General features: G+C 36.0%; 15 protein-coding genes. 8 read left to right on the top strand and 7 right to left on the bottom strand.

Annotation, left to right across the window (positions count from 1 at the left end):
- Window positions 1–77: 77 nt before the first annotated feature.
- A complete protein-coding gene (locus ACH6CY_RS01875; RefSeq protein WP_374065533.1) occupies window positions 78–1,472 on the top strand; it encodes an L-cystine transporter in 1,395 nt (464 codons plus the stop codon).
- Between the two features lie 48 nt (window positions 1,473–1,520).
- Here ACH6CY_RS01875 and ACH6CY_RS01870 read toward each other — a convergent pair whose 3' ends face one another.
- Entirely contained in the window at window positions 1,521–4,592 is a 3,072-nt protein-coding gene (locus ACH6CY_RS01870; RefSeq protein WP_374065532.1) for an efflux RND transporter permease subunit, read from the bottom strand.
- 134 nt (window positions 4,593–4,726) lie between these two features.
- Between ACH6CY_RS01870 and ACH6CY_RS01865 the strand changes: the two genes are divergently transcribed.
- Together ACH6CY_RS01865 and ACH6CY_RS01860 are read left to right on the top strand one after the other, a co-directional pair.
- Window positions 4,727–5,977: an aminopeptidase gene (locus tag ACH6CY_RS01865; RefSeq protein WP_374065531.1), complete on the top strand. Its 1,251-nt coding sequence runs from the start codon at window positions 4,727–4,729 to the stop codon at window positions 5,975–5,977.
- 199 nt (window positions 5,978–6,176) lie between these two features.
- Window positions 6,177–7,193 carry an acyltransferase family protein gene (locus ACH6CY_RS01860; RefSeq protein ID WP_374065530.1) on the top strand — a complete coding sequence of 339 codons (1,017 nt, stop codon included), beginning with the start codon at window positions 6,177–6,179 and terminating at the stop codon, window positions 7,191–7,193.
- A 312-nt stretch (window positions 7,194–7,505) separates the two neighbouring features.
- Here the strand turns inward: ACH6CY_RS01860 and ACH6CY_RS01855 are convergent, their stop codons facing one another.
- Entirely contained in the window at window positions 7,506–8,375 is an 870-nt protein-coding gene (locus ACH6CY_RS01855) for a fructosamine kinase family protein (protein ID WP_374065529.1), read from the bottom strand.
- A 249-nt stretch (window positions 8,376–8,624) separates the two neighbouring features.
- Between ACH6CY_RS01855 and ACH6CY_RS01850 the strand changes: the two genes are divergently transcribed.
- Together ACH6CY_RS01850 and ACH6CY_RS01845 are read left to right on the top strand one after the other, a co-directional pair.
- Complete coding sequence (locus ACH6CY_RS01850; protein ID WP_374065528.1) at window positions 8,625–8,924, top strand: YwdI family protein; 300 nt, start codon at window positions 8,625–8,627, stop codon at window positions 8,922–8,924.
- 30 nt (window positions 8,925–8,954) lie between these two features.
- Complete coding sequence (locus ACH6CY_RS01845; RefSeq protein WP_374065527.1) at window positions 8,955–9,323, top strand: DUF423 domain-containing protein; 369 nt, start codon at window positions 8,955–8,957, stop codon at window positions 9,321–9,323.
- On the opposite strand, the gene ACH6CY_RS01840 is transcribed toward ACH6CY_RS01845, so the two are convergent.
- The 4 genes from ACH6CY_RS01840 to hemQ all read right to left on the bottom strand — a co-directional run bounded on the left by ACH6CY_RS01840 (window position 9,316) and on the right by hemQ (window position 11,484).
- Window positions 9,316–9,564, bottom strand: coding sequence for a hypothetical protein (locus tag ACH6CY_RS01840; protein ID WP_374065525.1), 249 nt, complete (start codon window positions 9,562–9,564; stop codon window positions 9,316–9,318). The two genes, ACH6CY_RS01845 and ACH6CY_RS01840, sit on opposite strands and share 8 nt — an antisense overlap.
- A gap of 65 nt (window positions 9,565–9,629) precedes the next feature.
- Window positions 9,630–10,115: a spore coat protein GerQ gene (gene gerQ / locus ACH6CY_RS01835; protein WP_374065524.1), complete on the bottom strand. Its 486-nt coding sequence runs from the start codon at window positions 10,113–10,115 to the stop codon at window positions 9,630–9,632.
- A gap of 19 nt (window positions 10,116–10,134) precedes the next feature.
- Window positions 10,135–10,554, bottom strand: a complete 420-nt coding sequence (locus ACH6CY_RS01830; RefSeq protein WP_374065735.1) for a cell wall hydrolase — start codon at window positions 10,552–10,554, stop codon at window positions 10,135–10,137.
- A gap of 183 nt (window positions 10,555–10,737) precedes the next feature.
- A complete protein-coding gene (hemQ, locus tag ACH6CY_RS01825) occupies window positions 10,738–11,484 on the bottom strand; it encodes a hydrogen peroxide-dependent heme synthase (RefSeq protein WP_374065523.1) in 747 nt (248 codons plus the stop codon).
- A gap of 201 nt (window positions 11,485–11,685) precedes the next feature.
- On the opposite strand from hemQ, the gene ACH6CY_RS01820 reads away from it, so the two are divergent.
- From ACH6CY_RS01820 to menC, 3 genes are all read left to right on the top strand, one after another.
- Window positions 11,686–11,859 carry a hypothetical protein gene (locus ACH6CY_RS01820; protein WP_374065522.1) on the top strand — a complete coding sequence of 58 codons (174 nt, stop codon included), beginning with the start codon at window positions 11,686–11,688 and terminating at the stop codon, window positions 11,857–11,859.
- Window positions 11,856–12,827: a phosphate acetyltransferase gene (gene pta, locus ACH6CY_RS01815; protein WP_374065520.1), complete on the top strand. Its 972-nt coding sequence runs from the start codon at window positions 11,856–11,858 to the stop codon at window positions 12,825–12,827. The genes ACH6CY_RS01820 and pta overlap by 4 nt, the downstream gene beginning before the upstream one ends.
- A 261-nt stretch (window positions 12,828–13,088) precedes the next feature.
- Entirely contained in the window at window positions 13,089–14,201 is a 1,113-nt protein-coding gene (gene menC / locus ACH6CY_RS01810; RefSeq protein WP_374065734.1) for an o-succinylbenzoate synthase, read from the top strand.
- 11 nt (window positions 14,202–14,212) lie between these two features.
- Here menC and ACH6CY_RS01805 read toward each other — a convergent pair whose 3' ends face one another.
- Window positions 14,213–15,055, bottom strand: coding sequence for a lipoate--protein ligase family protein (locus ACH6CY_RS01805; RefSeq protein ID WP_374065519.1), 843 nt, complete (start codon window positions 15,053–15,055; stop codon window positions 14,213–14,215).
- Window positions 15,056–15,183: the final 128 nt, after the last annotated feature.

Genomic DNA, 15,183 nt, shown 5'->3' with positions numbered 1-15,183 from the left:
GTAAACTAGTCGGAATTAAATGAATAAATATAATGATTAATTCCGACTAAATTTATCGACAAACAAGGAGGGTTTACATGGATACAATATTTATTATACTAAATATTGTTGTCATGCTTGCAATTATTGCTTTATTATTTTATATGCAAAAAAAGCATGTCTCATTTAGTAAGCGTGTTTTTACTGGTTTAGGTTTAGGTGTTGGGCTAGGTGCTTTATTACAAATAGCTTATTCTGCAGATTCTGAAGTGGTTCGTGTAACAACAGATTGGTATAACATTGCGGGTAGAGGATATGTATCATTATTAATGATGATTGTCATCCCGCTTGTTATGGTTTCAATTATTCAATCCATCATTAATTTAGAAAAATCAGCAGATTTAGGAAAAATGTCTGCATGGATTATTACGTTTTTAGTCGGTACAGCAATGATAGCAGCGTTAGTAGGTATTGGGAGTGCAGCAATTTTTGATTTGAATGCTGATCAAATTGAAATCGGTCAAGCAGAGCAAGATCGAGGGATAGCATTAGAAGAACGATTAGGTGATGTAAAAGATTTGTCTACACCTGAAAAGATTTTGAGCTTTATTCCATCAAATCCATTTTTAGATATGACAGGTCAGCGTGCAACATCAACAATTGCTGTTGTTATTTTCTCTATTTTTATTGGTATCGCAGCATTGGGCGTTCGGCGTAAAAAGCCGGAAGAAGCCAAACGTTTTATTGGTGGTGTGAATGCCATTTATGCGGTTGTAATGCGAATGGTTACACTCATTTTACGTTTAACACCATATGGTATTTTAGGTCTCATGGCTAACACGGTTGCACGTACAGATATTGCAGGAATCGTTGAATTAGGTAAATTTGTTGGTGCATCGTATGTTGCTTTACTTGTTATGTTTGGTGTGCACTTACTTTTTATAGCTGGATTTGGCTTAAACCCATTCACATATGTGCGAAAAGTACTACCTGTATTAGGATTTGCCTTCACCTCTCGTTCAAGTGCAGGTACGATTCCATTGAATATTCAGACACAAAGGAACAGCTTAGGCGTACATGATGGAATTGCTAATATGTCTGCTTCGTTTGGGGCTACAATTGGTCAGAATGGTTGTGCGGGTATCTATCCTGCCATGTTAGCTGTGATGATTGCTCCTTCACAAGGTATCGATCCTTTAACACCAGGATTTATTATTCAACTCGTTTTAATTATTGGTATTAGTTCATTTGGTGTAGCTGGTGTCGGTGGCGGTGCTACATTTGCCGCTTTGATTGTACTATCATCGATGAATTTACCGGTAGCATTGGCTGGTTTGCTTATATCAGTAGAACCACTAATTGATATGGGGCGTACAGCACTTAATGTAAATGATGCAATGGTTTCGGGAACATTAACATCAAAAATAATGAAGAAATTAAATATTAAACGTTATAATGATAAAAATGCGGTAGAAAAAGAAGTGAGTTTATAAATAATAGAAGCGTGGATTTCATAATGAGATCCACGCTTTTATATGTTGTTACTTTTTAATTTTATTCATTGTAATATAGAATGCTGGCAATAACACTAGTGTTAAGATAGTGGAGAACAACAAACCATATACAATGGAAATAGCTAACGGCTTAAACAGTACATCACCTGTAAATATAATTGGTACAAGTGCTGCAATCGATGTTAAAGTTGTTAAAATAATTGGACGGACTCGCGCACGGCCAGCTTCCATAATAGCCTGTAATACGGAACCATAAACATTTCGATTTTGTTCAATAAATTCAATAAGTAAGATGGAATTTCTAACAACTATACCTGACAAGGAAACTATCCCTAATACAGCTAAGAAGCTTAATGGTTCACCAGAAATAAATAATCCTACTATTGCTCCAGTAATTGCAAGGAACACGGTACTTGTAATTAATAATGGTGTTAATAGCGAATTAAACTGAATCGCAATCGTTAAATAAATCAGGAACAGTACAATTAAAAATAATTTTGCTACTTCAACGAAAAATGCTGTTTCAGCAGAAGCTTCTCCCTTTTCAATAATTTGATACCCATTAGGTAACTCCCCTGACATAGAAGCAATGATATCTTCTGCATCTTGAGTAAATGTTTGTGCTTCACCATCTACTTCATAACCTTCAATAGTAATGGTACGATTCCCATTGTAATGAGGGATAGCGCCGATTTGTTCACTGGATTCTTTCGTTATAAAAGAATCATAGCCGATGATTTCTGGTTGTGACATTGCTTTACGACTTGGAACAGCTAAGTTTAAAGCTGTTAAATCGATTCCTTCTGCATTTCCATCGTCTAGTAACAATTGAATTGGCAATCGTTCTTCACCATTATCAAAATCTCCTAGTGGAATGCCGATATTAGCAAGTTGTAGCGTTCCGATAACTTGATTCGGATTTACTCCTTTATTAGCTAATAATTCACGATCGAGCTTATACGTTATATAGTTTTGTTCTTTACTAGTATTTGATGTGACAATTTTTGAGCTTTCTAAATCCGCTAACTGATTTTTTAAATCCTCGGAAAGGTTAACGAGCTGATCAATGTCAGGTCCTTGAACTTTAACTTCTACACTTGGAGAAGGAGGTGGACCAGACACAATCGTTTCTAAAAATATTTCTACATTAGGGAATGCTTCTCTTAATGGTGATTCCCATTTATCAATAAAATCAGCTGAGGTTGTGACCTCTCGATCGACCCGTACAACTAGCTGACCTGTGTTTTCTCCAGTCTGTGTCATACTTGAATTGAAGATACCAGGTAAACCACTTCCGGCATAGGTTACGGTTTCGGTAATCGTATCAGACTGTTCAAGTAAAAAGTTCTTGATTTGTGCTAAAGTTTGATTCGTATCTTCTATTGTCGTTCCTTGATTTAATCTTGCAGAGATCGTCACTTCTTCCCGATCAGCAGCAGGGAAGAATTCAAATGGCACCTTAAACGCCAATAATAGTAAGAGAAGACAAAGGGTAATACCTAAGCTTACGGTTAGCCAAGGTTTTTTTAAAGTAGTTGGAATAATGGAATCAGCATAGACTTTCTCAATTTTGTTAAACAATTGACCTAATAGACCAACTTGTTTTTTAGGCTTGTGCTTTTGCTTTCGTTTATCCACACGTTTCTTCTTTGTATATTGTACCGTTGGAATAAATGTTAGCGCTAATAATGTGGACGCAACGACTGTACAAATTAAAGCTAACGGTAATGCTCGAATGAAGTCGCCATTACTTCCAGATAAAAAAGTTAAAGGAAAGAAACTAAACACAATCATTAGTGTGGAAGTAATAATAGAAACGCCTACTTCTCGAACCCCGTTAATGGTTCCTTTTAATGCGGAATCGCCTAATTGAAAACGTCGTTGAATGTTATCATTTACAACAATTGCATCATCCACAAGAATACCAATAGCTACAATCATACCAATAATAGATATTTGATTTAAGTCCACTCCTGCATACGGTAAAGGGATTAAACCGACGATAATAGAAATTGGTATAGCGAATGCAACTAAAATAGCTGAAGAAATAGGTAATCCAAGTAACATAATAACTAACACTGCAATTAATGAGATGATAAACGAAGTAATAAGGCTAGAATACACATCGTTAATAACGGTGCTTTGTGTGTAAAATTGATCTACTGTAATGTCTTCAGGTAATGCTTCAGTCAATATATCAACTTTATCAGTAATACTTTCCTGAATTTTTTCAATATTAACACCTTCTTCAGCCTGAACGGTAATCGAAAGTGCATAGTTATCTTCGTAACGAATAATATCTGAGGCACTCTTGTTTTTACGCTCAATAGAAGCAATGTCATTCAAGTAAATGGCTTCACCTGAGGCTACACTATTTGCGATATATATGTCTTGTAAATCTTCTAAACTTTCATTGGCGTCAATTGTTAATTGATAAAGCGTGTTATCCTGTTGTTCCGTTCCGAGTGCTTTTGGAGAAGTTGCCTTTGTAATAGCTGTGATCACTTGATTCGGTTGGATTTGATTTCTACCTAGTGCTTCTGGTTTCACAGATATCTCCAACTGTTCATCAGGTAGCCCTTTTACTTGAAGGCTTTCTACCCCATTAATAGAAGTGAGCTGCTTCTCCCATTGATCCAATTGATCTCGTAAGCTATACAATGATTCCTGTTCTTTTGCTAATAAATGATAGGTGGTAACGTTAGATTTAACTAAATCTGTTGATATGTTCGGTGTTTGCACTTCGTCTGGAAATGACTTAGCTGTTTCCGAAATCGTTTGTCTTAGCGTACTATAAACATTACTTACATCGCTATCACTGTCTAGTGATAGCGTAATGGCAGAAAAACCGTTAGTGGAAGCGGAAGAGATTTCGGAGATGCCATCGATACTTCCTAATGCATTTTCAATTGGATTTGTCACCGTTTGCTCCATCTCTTTAGGTGTTGCCCCAGGATACACAGTAGAGACAGATGCGATATTTTGGTTAATTTCAGGAATATCTCGTTTAGGTAATTGAATATATGTGAATATACCTGTGAAAATTAGTAATATCATAAATATCCAAACAATTTTTCGATAACGCAGTATAAGGTTCATGCGTACCCCCCTTTAGTTATAAAGTGCCACAAGTATATCAAATAATACCCTGTTCATTCATCTTTAAAACGCTATCAATACATAAAAGAATATGAAATAATAAAAAGAAATATATTATCTAGGAGGTATATGTTATGGTTAAACAATTAAATATGGAAAAATATGCGCAGCTAATATTAAAAACTGGTGTACATCTCCAGCCAAAGCAAGGATTAATTATTAACGCCCCAATTGAAGCTGCAACATTTGTTCGCCTAGTTGTAGAAAAAGCATATGATTTAGGAGCAAAAAACGTACATATTGAGTGGAGTGACGATGAGCTTACTTATTTGAAAATGTTACACGCTCCGATGGAAGTATTAGAAGCATTTCCAAAATGGAAGGCAGACGGACTGTTAGAAATGGTGCAAGAGGGGTATTCGTTATTAACTATCTATGGACCAGACCCGGACTTGTTGAAAGAAATTGATGCGGATCGAATTACAGCAGTGAATAAAGCTAGTGCTAGAGCTTTAACAACCTATCGAGACTATGTCATGAATGATCGAGTAACTTGGTCAGTTGTCGGTTATCCGACCGAAAATTGGGCGAAAAAAGTATTTCCTAATCTACTAGCTGAAGATGCACAAGAAAAATTATGGGAACAAATTTTCAAAATCACACGAGTGAATCAAGATGACCCATTACAAGCATGGCAGCAACATAATCAACTATTAAAAAAAGCGAGATCATATTTAAATAAAAAACAATATCATCAATTGATTTACAAAGCGGAAGGGACAGATTTGATCATAGAATTACCCAAGGGACATATTTGGCATGGTGGTTCTGGTTTATCTGAGCAGGGCACACCATTCAACGCGAATATACCAACAGAGGAAGTATTCACTATGCCACATAAATATGGCGTGCATGGGACTGTTAGGAGTACGAAACCATTGAGCTATGGGGGAAATATAATTGATCAATTCTCTCTAACGTTTAAAGATGGTGAAGTAGTTAATTTTACTGCTGAACAAGGGGAAGAAGCTTTAAAACACTTATTAGAAACAGATCAAGGTGGCGCCAAGCGATTAGGTGAAGTAGCATTAGTGCCCCATCAATCGCCTATTTCACAATCAGGGCTGATTTTTTACAATACATTATTTGATGAAAATGCCTCATGCCATCTTGCTCTTGGAAAAGCATATCCTAATACCATTGCGAATGGTTCAACCATGTCAGAAGAAGAGATGGATCAACATGGTGTGAATAATAGTTTGATTCATGAAGATTTTATGATTGGTTCAGCATCAATGGATATTGATGGTATAACTTCTGACGGTAAAACAGAACCGATTTTCCGACAAGGAAATTGGGCAATTAATTTCGATAATGTAAATTAAATTCATATTAAAAATTGGCGTGTATGTGACTTGATTCTAAAAGTTATCTACACGCCAATATATATTACACTTTGTTTCAACTCGCTTACAATCCGATTAAATTATCTTTAATGAAGTGAATTTTATATTATAGTGGGTATACATTAGAGAGGGATTGCTATAATAACAAGCGTATCGATAATTATTAGGAGTGAGCGATATGAAGCGTGACGCTTTTTTTGATAATGCGAAGTTTATTTTAATATATCTAGTTGTATTTGGCCATATGATTCAGCCATTTACAGAAACAAAAATAATTGAAGTGTTGTACAATTTTATATACATTTTTCATATGCCCGCCTTCATCTTACTTAGTGGTTTTTTTGCAAAAGGTATAGGTGAAATGAAGTATATATGGAATTTGTTTAGAAAGTTAATAATCCCGTATCTTGTTTTCCAAGTATTGTATTCAGGCTATTACTTTATTATTGGGGATGCTAGTTGGCAAACAGTATGGTATGAGCCGCATTGGTCTTTGTGGTTTTTATTGAGTTTATTCTGCTGGCATATTTTGTTGATTTTGTTTAAGAAAATACCGGTTAATTTAGGTGTTAGTATTGCAGTTGTAACAGGAATAGTTGTTGGGTACATCAATTCCATTGGGCATGAATTTAGTCTGTCACGAACTTTTGTTTTCTTTCCTTTCTTTTTGATTGGCTATTGGTTATCGAAAGAACAAATCGTAAAGCTAACACAACCCGTTATCAAATGGGCTGCTGTATTTGTAGTTGTTATTGTGATTAGCATTTTAACTGCTACACCAGCTTTTTCTTCAGAATGGTTACTGGGCTCTTTTTCTTATCAAGATATGGGGCAACCGATTTGGGGTGGACTGCTTCGCTTGGGCGTTTATTTATTAGCGTTAACAGTAACTTGTAGTATTTTTGCTTGGGTACCTCGAAAAACGTATCATTGGACGAAGCTTGGTAAACAAACGTTATACGTTTATTTATTGCATGGGGTCTTCATTCAATTTTTCCGAGAAGCCGGTTGGTTTAAAGTAGACCATATATTCGATATTGTAGGATTGGCAATGCTGTCCATGATTATTGTACTGTTGTTGTCTAGTAAAGTCGTTTTTGTTTCGTTCCAGCCATTTATTGAAGGGAAGATAACCCAGTTGAAGCAATGGAGGTATGAGCGTAGACAGCGAAGAGAGGAAGAATTATTACAGTGATTAGAAGCTGATGAGAAAGAAACTTTTCTTTTTCATCAGCTTTTTTAAAATCGAAAGTATAGATTTAATAAAGGTGGTATTTGCATGTGAAGAATCGACAGGAGCTAAGTTTATGTTAAAACACACAATAGAGAAGTCCTGCAAGTCTAAACCCTATTATACAAACAGTTCTCGATAAGTCGACAGTTTTTAAGGAAATACCGATGTACTTTTGATTCAGTATAGTTATAGTAGGCGCTCCCGTATGATCTTCTAAAAATAAAGCAGAGATTACGATACCTATTTCTCCAACAAGTGTTTATTGAGAAAGTTTTAATTGATATAACGCGTTAAAATACGATCAACTGCTGTGCCGTATCCTTCCCCGAACAGAATGAGGTGTACAAGCAAGTAATAAAGTTGATAGATTTGTTCTACATCTTGGTAATAAGGTTCGAATGGAAATATTTCTTGATATGCATCATAAAAATTTTGAGAGAATCCGCCGAGAAGTTTCGTGAATGCCAATTCAAATAAATGATCACCGTAAACAACAGCTGGATCAATGAGATAAGGAGCGCCATTAGGTCCTGACAGCCAATTTCCTCCCCAAAGATCTCCATGTAAAAGAGAAGCAGATGGATATTTTGGCAACCAGGTAGCCACCCTATCAATTAATTTTTCTAGTTTTACTCGTCTGTTTTTTGGTAAAAGGTTGCGCTCAATTGCTTTTTTAAGCAAAGGAATGAATCGATAATGTTGAAAATAAGTTATCCAATCAGCTGTTAATTGATTAGGTTGATTGAGTGTCCCGATAAATCCGTCTTGATTTAATCCATAATGATTAGATATATGTTTGTGCATGTTTGCAAGATTGTAGCCTAATGTTGCAGAGGTTTCGCTGTTCAACGCTCCTTCAACCCAATCCATTACAATAATTGCTTGTTCGGAACCAATCGGTTTGTTGTAATAATAAACATGAGGAACGGCAATCGTACTTGTTTGTTCAATTAGTGATAATCCTGTTGCTTCAAAATGAAAAAAATGAGTAGGAACATCATGGTTTTGCTTGACGAAATAGTTATGTTGGTGGGTTTGGATATGATATGCTTGGTTAATATCGCCACCAGACACAGGAGTTATCGATAGGATCAATGAATAATCACCAATCTGTTCAAGTACTTGCTCTATTTGTTGTTTCACTTCAATCACATCCTTTACCCATTTACTATTAGGATACGGGTTATGTGTGTGTGAAGCAAGCTAGTCCGCTACGGAAATGATGTGAATAAACATAGCGATTATTTGGATTTTATCATGCTTATCATGTAAAATAATTATGGCAAGATAATTCATAAAACAAACATAAAGATGTATTAGGAGAAATAAGCAGTAGATGAATGGATAAGCATATCTTTGCTACCAGAAATGGCGTATATTAGGAGTGAAAAGATGATTCGTAATGAGCAAGTTTTGCATAAAATGTTACAAGAAGTGAAAAGTGCACTTGAAAAAAGTAATCATTCTACGGAAGTGAAGGCACATGTACGGTCAATTCGCTTACTATGTGATTTATTACTAGAGACAGAAGAAGAGGTGTCAACCACTGCACCTACTTCCGTGCAGCAGTCTAGTGTTGCTGATGAGTTGGAATTACGTAAAATGATGGGAGATTTGAATAGCCAAACAGTCAATCAATCAAAAAGGTTAAAAGAGGAAGAGGCTAATGGAGATTCCATTTTCGATTTCTAATTTTTTTAAAATAGAGAGGAAGCATGGATAATGAAACTTTTTATATTTTTAGGTGTGATTAATGGCTTTTTAGCGGTTGCTTTAGGAGCTTTTGGTGCACATGGATTAGAAGGGAAATTGACAGAAAAATCGCTGAAAACTTGGGAGAAGGCAGTCCAATATCAAATGTTTCATACTAGTGCATTGCTTGTTACAGCACTTTTGTTAGCTAAATATCAGTTAAGTACAATCTCAATGGCGGGCTGGTTTTTCTTTGCTGGTATTATTTTATTTTCTGGGAGCCTTTATATTTATGCCACAACAACAATCAAAACATTTGCAATGATTACACCGATTGGTGGGTTTGCCTTTTTAATCGGCTGGATTCTACTTGGTTATGCAACATGTAAAGTTATGTAATAGATAAATAACTAATAAAAATAATAAGGATGATCGCTCGGATTATTTGATGACCAGCTTGCACAATATCGCCTTTTTTACACGCTATATATCCTTCAATTAAGAAGCTGCTTACTACAGCCATGCAAACAAAAAAAGAAAGAAATAAGGTTGCAGTCCAAATGGCTATTATGCCAGCAACGATAGAAACAAGTAATAAAATTAGTTGTACTTGAGTCAATTTTTCAAATGGTTGTCTCACTGTAGCACTCCTCTGGGAAAAGAAAATCCCTTGCCTCATTAAAAGAGCAAGGGTTATTTTTATGCTTATCGCCCTCTATAGGATTGGTTGGCTCTTTGTGAACGTGGATAATCGTAATTAATTTCTTCATCAAATGTAATATAATCTAAGTAGATTGTTAATAATAGATAGCGTTTATTTGTTTCAGGGTCGCTCAAAATAATATGGTCTCTTCCAGCTGCTTCAATAAATCCTTTGAATATTTTTGCATTCCATCGATCATTATTTTCAAAAGTCATATAAATCGTTGCAACCTTACCTTTGTTTAATCGGAGGATGTTTTCAATATAAGATTCTTCTAACGGTAGCATCCCTGGTAAATTACTTATGCTTGGTTGATCTTGTGTTGGACTCTGACTTTGATAAGATGGATAACCATATGAAGGGTAATAAACGGGTTGTTGCTGCGTGTAATTCGGTTGGTACATCATTCCTGGATATTGGTTTACTCCTTGCATTTGTTGTGGATACAGACTTTGTGAATGATCACGCTGTTTATTTTCATTACTCATTTAAAATAACACTCCTTTCTTATACACTCGGACATTCAGATGCTAATGGTGAAAAAAAGCAATGTGATTTATATCTGCCGGAATTCCATTGGCCAAACCATTGTGCTGGGCAACTTCCTTCAGGTCTAAAAAACCATAATGAACGAGTTGCTGGATGAAACCTTTGCCCTTTAATAGTGCGTCTTGCTAATTCACGATCTGCATCTCTAGCCCCTTGATAAAAATATCCCTTTTGTGTCGCCTCAAATCCTCCAGGGCTTTGGTAGACCATGTCTCTAATGGATCTGATGTCTTTAAAGTCTAAACAATCTGCTCTTACACGATTGATCCCAGTGTTTCCAACCATTAGCATACCAAGTCGACCGTCCCCCTCTGCTTCAGCTCGTATTAATCGGGCAAGTAAATCTACGTCTTTACTTGTGTGTCTAACTACAGCCATCGCTTCACCTCGCTTTTGTACCAATCGTCCCACTACATATACCTATGCAGAAGTGAATGAAATAATGAATGTTTTTTATTCGTGTTGTTATACATGATTACATCTAACCTAATTTGGATTAAGATATATAAAAAAAGATCTCGCTGTGTTAATGCGAGATCTCATATGTTAAATAAAATGTAATTAGATTTGCATGAAGGTAGGGATTTTGTCTTTAGGGAGAATATTACCAACGTAAAAAGCTCCAAATTCACCGAAACGTGCGCTAACTTCATCAAAGCGCATTTCATAAACTAATTTTTTAATGTCTAAGGCATCTTTAGCGAATAGGGTAACACTCCATTCCCAATCATCAAACCCCATCGAGCCAGTGATGATTTGACGGATTTTACCAGCGTATCTTCTTCCGGTCATTCCATGCTCATACATTAAACGACGTCGCTCATCCATTGGTAATACATACCAATTATCAGCTCCTTGACGTCTCTTATCCATTGGGTAGAAGCAAATATGCTCCCACTTCGGTAATCGAGGACGTAATCTTGCTTGTGTTCCAGGATGTTCTTCTGGATTTTCTCCTTCTTTTGCCATGTATTTTGACAACTCTACAATCGAAACATAGGAATAAGTTTGCTTTGTAAATGAGGCTAATGCTGTTTTATTAAATGACAATTCTACTTCTTCTATTTCTTTTAAAGTAGGACGGAGAATCATAAAAATGATATCTGCTTTGTGACCTAAAATGGAATAAACAGCATGACTCCCAGTTTTTTCTTCATCTATGACATCCCATTGTGTTAACAATGTTTGAAACTCAGCTATTGCTGCATCTCGTTCTGCTGCTGAAGCTTTTTTCCAGGCATTCCAATCTATTTTTCTTAAATCGTGTAAACAATACCAACCATCCATTGTTTCTACAGCTTCTGCCATAATAATCGCTCCTTACCTTGCAATCATTTATTTTCTATCAATTTTTAATATAACATAAAACGGGTATAGGAAACATGTGTAATGCTTACTTATAAAGAAAGGAGAATGAAACTCTTTTTATAGAGAAAAGCTAGTATGAGCTGTCGGACAAGATTGATTGTTAAAATGTCATGATTTAGACAAAAATATAAATAGTAATTAATGATAAAAGATACACAGGGGAAATTGCATGATTCCGCTGTTTTTATCATTGTGAACGTAAATGTTAATAGCAAACTAGTTCATTGGACAGAAAAAATGAAAGCTATCACTTTCATTCAAACAGAAAAAGGCGTATTATATATAACAGAAATGATTTTGGAGGGTGACACATGAGTAATTTATTTGATACGTTAAAAAACAGGTTATCAGGAAACGCTAGAAAAATTGTATTGCCAGAAGGGTCTGATGAAAGAATCTTAACTGCGGCCAGTAAGTTAGCAGCAGATGGTTTAGTGCAACCTGTACTAGTCGGATCACGTTCGAAATTAGAACAGAAGGCAAAAGAACTAGCTGTTGACCTGGATGAAGTGGAAATAATTGATCCAACTAACTACGATCAATTTGATAATATGGTTGCTAGCTTTGTGGAACGTCGAAAAGGAAAAGCAACAGAAGAAGATGCGCGTAAAATTTTATTAGATGAAAATTATTTTGGAACAATGCTTGTATATATGGATAAAGCAGATGGTTTAGTTAGTGGCGCAGCTCATTCTACAGCAGATACTGTTCGTCCAGCTTTGCAAATTATTAAAACAAAACCAGGTATTAAAAAAACGTCTGGTGTATTTGTTATGGTTCGTGATGATGAGAAATATGTATTTGCAGACTGCGCAATTAACATTGCCCCAGATAGCCAAGACTTAGCCGAAATTGCTTTAGCAAGTGCAGATACTGCTGAACTTTTTGATATTGATCCTCGTGTAGCAATGCTTAGCTTTTCTACAAAGGGGTCTGCTAAATCTGAAGAAACTGAAAAAGTTTCAGAAGCAGTAAAAATTGCTAAAGAACAACGACCAGACTTAACACTAGATGGTGAATTTCAATTTGATGCAGCGTTTGTTCCTAGCGTAGCAGAGAAAAAAGCACCAACGGCTGATATTAACGGCGATGCCAATGTTTTCGTATTTCCTGGACTGGAAGCAGGTAACATTGGTTATAAGATCGCACAGCGTTTAGGTAATTTTGATGCAGTAGGTCCGATCTTACAAGGATTGAATAAACCTGTGAATGATCTATCTCGTGGCTGTAACACAGATGATGTATACAAGCTAGCAATTATTACAGCAGCTCAGTCACTATAAATAGTGAATTATTTCGAAAAACAGAGTTATCCTTCATGATAGCTCTGTTTTTTTGTTGGGGTTAATGATATAATCCTGCTACTATGATTAACTTCTATGTTATCATTCAGTCATTACATGAACGAAAGAATGACTGAATGAATGGTTATAATGAACACTCATGCAAGAAAAGAGTGTCTGAGTGATCGAAAAAACATTCTTTGTATGTGTTATAAAAATAAAACTTTATAACACAGATAAGGTGAAAGCGTGGTGTCTACAATGGAAATTAATCAAGTGGTTTTGCATCATCTGAAAATGAACTATAAACATCCATTTGTCACCAGTCATGGAAAAGTAGAAAAGAAAGATTTTTATATCATAGAATTAATCGATGATCAAGGAAACTTTGGATATGGTGAAACAGAAGCATTCGCAACACCATGGTATACAGAAGAGACAACCGAAACCAACCGGACCATGCTAGAAAATTATCTTATACCTTTTGTATTAGAAACACAAATTAAACACCCAAGCGAACTAACAAAGCTTTTTCAATCGATTCGTCGTAACCAAATGGCAAAAGCAGCAATAGAAGGTGCTGTATGGGATTTATATGCCAAAAGGCTAGGTCAACCGTTATATCAAGTGATTGGTGGGGAGAAACCAATTGTTGATGTCGGGGTGAGTATTGGGCTCAAGTCAACCGATCAAGAACTACTAGAAACCATTGAAGAGAAACTTGCGCAAGGATATCAACGCGTTAAATTAAAAGTGAAGAAAGGCGAAGAACTACGTCTATTAGACAAAGTAAAAACAGCCTTTCCTTTCCTTTCTTTGATGATTGATGCCAATGGTACTTATTCATGGAAAGATAAAGAGCGATTGCTCGCACTAGACCAATTTGACTTATTAATGATTGAACAGCCTTTCGCACAAGATGATTTTGTGGAACATGCAAAGCTTCAAGATTTACTGCAAACACCGATTTGCTTAGATGAAAGCATCCATACATACAGTGATTTAAAAACAGCTATTGCCTTACAGAGCTGCCAAATTGTTAATATTAAACCCAGTAGAGTAGGCGGTGTCCAAAGCACCAAGGATATGCATGGTTTAGCTAAAAAACACGGTATGCCATTATGGTGTGGGGGTATGCTCGAAGCAGGAATTGGTAGAGCGCATAGTTTAGCGATAGCTACGTTGCCGCAATTTACTTTGCCAGCAGACACAGCGGGATCTGCACATTATTGGGAAAAAGATATTATCCAGCCAGCGATAAAGACAGACAACGGGAAAATTTATTTATCTGAGCAGCCTGGTATTGGTTATTCTATTGATCAGGAAGCACTAGCTTATTATCGGATAGAAAAACAAATCTATACAAAAAAGTAAAGCACTCGGACTTAAACTAAGTCACCGAGTGCCTTTTTATTACGATCAATCATGTGTTGCTTGCGCTTGTGATACGTCGCTCGTTCTTCCTCAGTCAATGTAGAAGAAGTCCATTCGAATGAATAATTCGTTAAATAATCAGTAACTTTTTGTTTCATTTCATCAACAGTAATTGCTTTATTTAATAGCTGACTTAATGACCGCATCGTGTCAGGTACGACGGTAGGATAGTCAAATTTACTAGTTTCTGCTTGTAATCCTTTCCTATAAAATTCCTGAATCAATTTTGCTCTTTCTTGGCCATCGCCTTCTACAGCAATATAAATTTGAACAGCTACACCATTACGAACACGGCGTTGTGATATTCCAGCAAACTTTTTTCCATTAATACTTAAATCATAATCACCGGGGCAGTAGGAACCTACTATTTCGTATGCTTCAATGGTATTTGTTTCATCTTGTAAGATGTCTTTAATAAAAGATACCATAATTTCATACCCTTCATGAATACCAATTTCTTCTCCATCTGCAAGTAAAAGTGATACATTTAAGACCCCGTGATCTAGCACAACAGCTAAGCCACCGGAATTACGCACGACGGCCCGATAGCCTTGTTGCTGTAAGAAGGTTATCGCTTCATTTTTATAAGGGATACGTGAATCAGGTATTCCCAACACAATTGTATTATTATGTGTCCAAAGTCGAATGACTGGAGGCGAAGTTTGATTGCTGACCGATAGTGCCAAGGCATCGTCAATGGCGAATTCGTCCATTGCAGATGGATTTATCGATAATCCAGTCCCATCAATTAAACGAATGGATGATTGTCTAAAGTAATTTTTCCAATTTAACATATATGTTTACTCCTTTGTTGTCTATGTGTTTACCTAGTTATACGCTTAGGGAGATAATTTTAGTCTCTTTTAGATTACCCAAAACTATTATATAATGAATCCATATATAATGCAGAAAAAAATGTCGG

The sequence above is a fragment of the Paraliobacillus sp. JSM ZJ581 genome, assembly GCF_044383835.1.
Classification (GTDB): domain Bacteria; phylum Bacillota; class Bacilli; order Bacillales; family Amphibacillaceae; genus Paraliobacillus.
The sequence above is the reverse complement of the archived record's forward strand: the minus strand, read 5'-3'. Positions and strand labels throughout refer to the sequence as shown.

Coding starts and splice junctions, on each gene's coding strand:
- ACH6CY_RS01875 (WP_374065533.1), top strand. CDS start 78: ATGGATACAATATTTATTATACTAAATATTGTTGTCATGCTTGCAATT.
- ACH6CY_RS01870 (WP_374065532.1), bottom strand. CDS start 4,592: ATGAACCTTATACTGCGTTATCGAAAAATTGTTTGGATATTTATGATA.
- ACH6CY_RS01865 (WP_374065531.1), top strand. CDS start 4,727: ATGGTTAAACAATTAAATATGGAAAAATATGCGCAGCTAATATTAAAA.
- ACH6CY_RS01860 (WP_374065530.1), top strand. CDS start 6,177: ATGAAGCGTGACGCTTTTTTTGATAATGCGAAGTTTATTTTAATATAT.
- ACH6CY_RS01850 (WP_374065528.1), top strand. CDS start 8,625: ATGATTCGTAATGAGCAAGTTTTGCATAAAATGTTACAAGAAGTGAAA.
- ACH6CY_RS01845 (WP_374065527.1), top strand. CDS start 8,955: ATGAAACTTTTTATATTTTTAGGTGTGATTAATGGCTTTTTAGCGGTT.
- gerQ (WP_374065524.1), bottom strand. CDS start 10,115: ATGAGTAATGAAAATAAACAGCGTGATCATTCACAAAGTCTGTATCCA.
- ACH6CY_RS01830 (WP_374065735.1), bottom strand. CDS start 10,554: ATGGCTGTAGTTAGACACACAAGTAAAGACGTAGATTTACTTGCCCGA.
- hemQ (WP_374065523.1), bottom strand. CDS start 11,484: ATGGCAGAAGCTGTAGAAACAATGGATGGTTGGTATTGTTTACACGAT.
- ACH6CY_RS01820 (WP_374065522.1), top strand. CDS start 11,686: ATGATAAAAGATACACAGGGGAAATTGCATGATTCCGCTGTTTTTATC.
- pta (WP_374065520.1), top strand. CDS start 11,856: ATGAGTAATTTATTTGATACGTTAAAAAACAGGTTATCAGGAAACGCT.
- menC (WP_374065734.1), top strand. CDS start 13,089: ATGGAAATTAATCAAGTGGTTTTGCATCATCTGAAAATGAACTATAAA.
- ACH6CY_RS01805 (WP_374065519.1), bottom strand. CDS start 15,055: ATGTTAAATTGGAAAAATTACTTTAGACAATCATCCATTCGTTTAATT.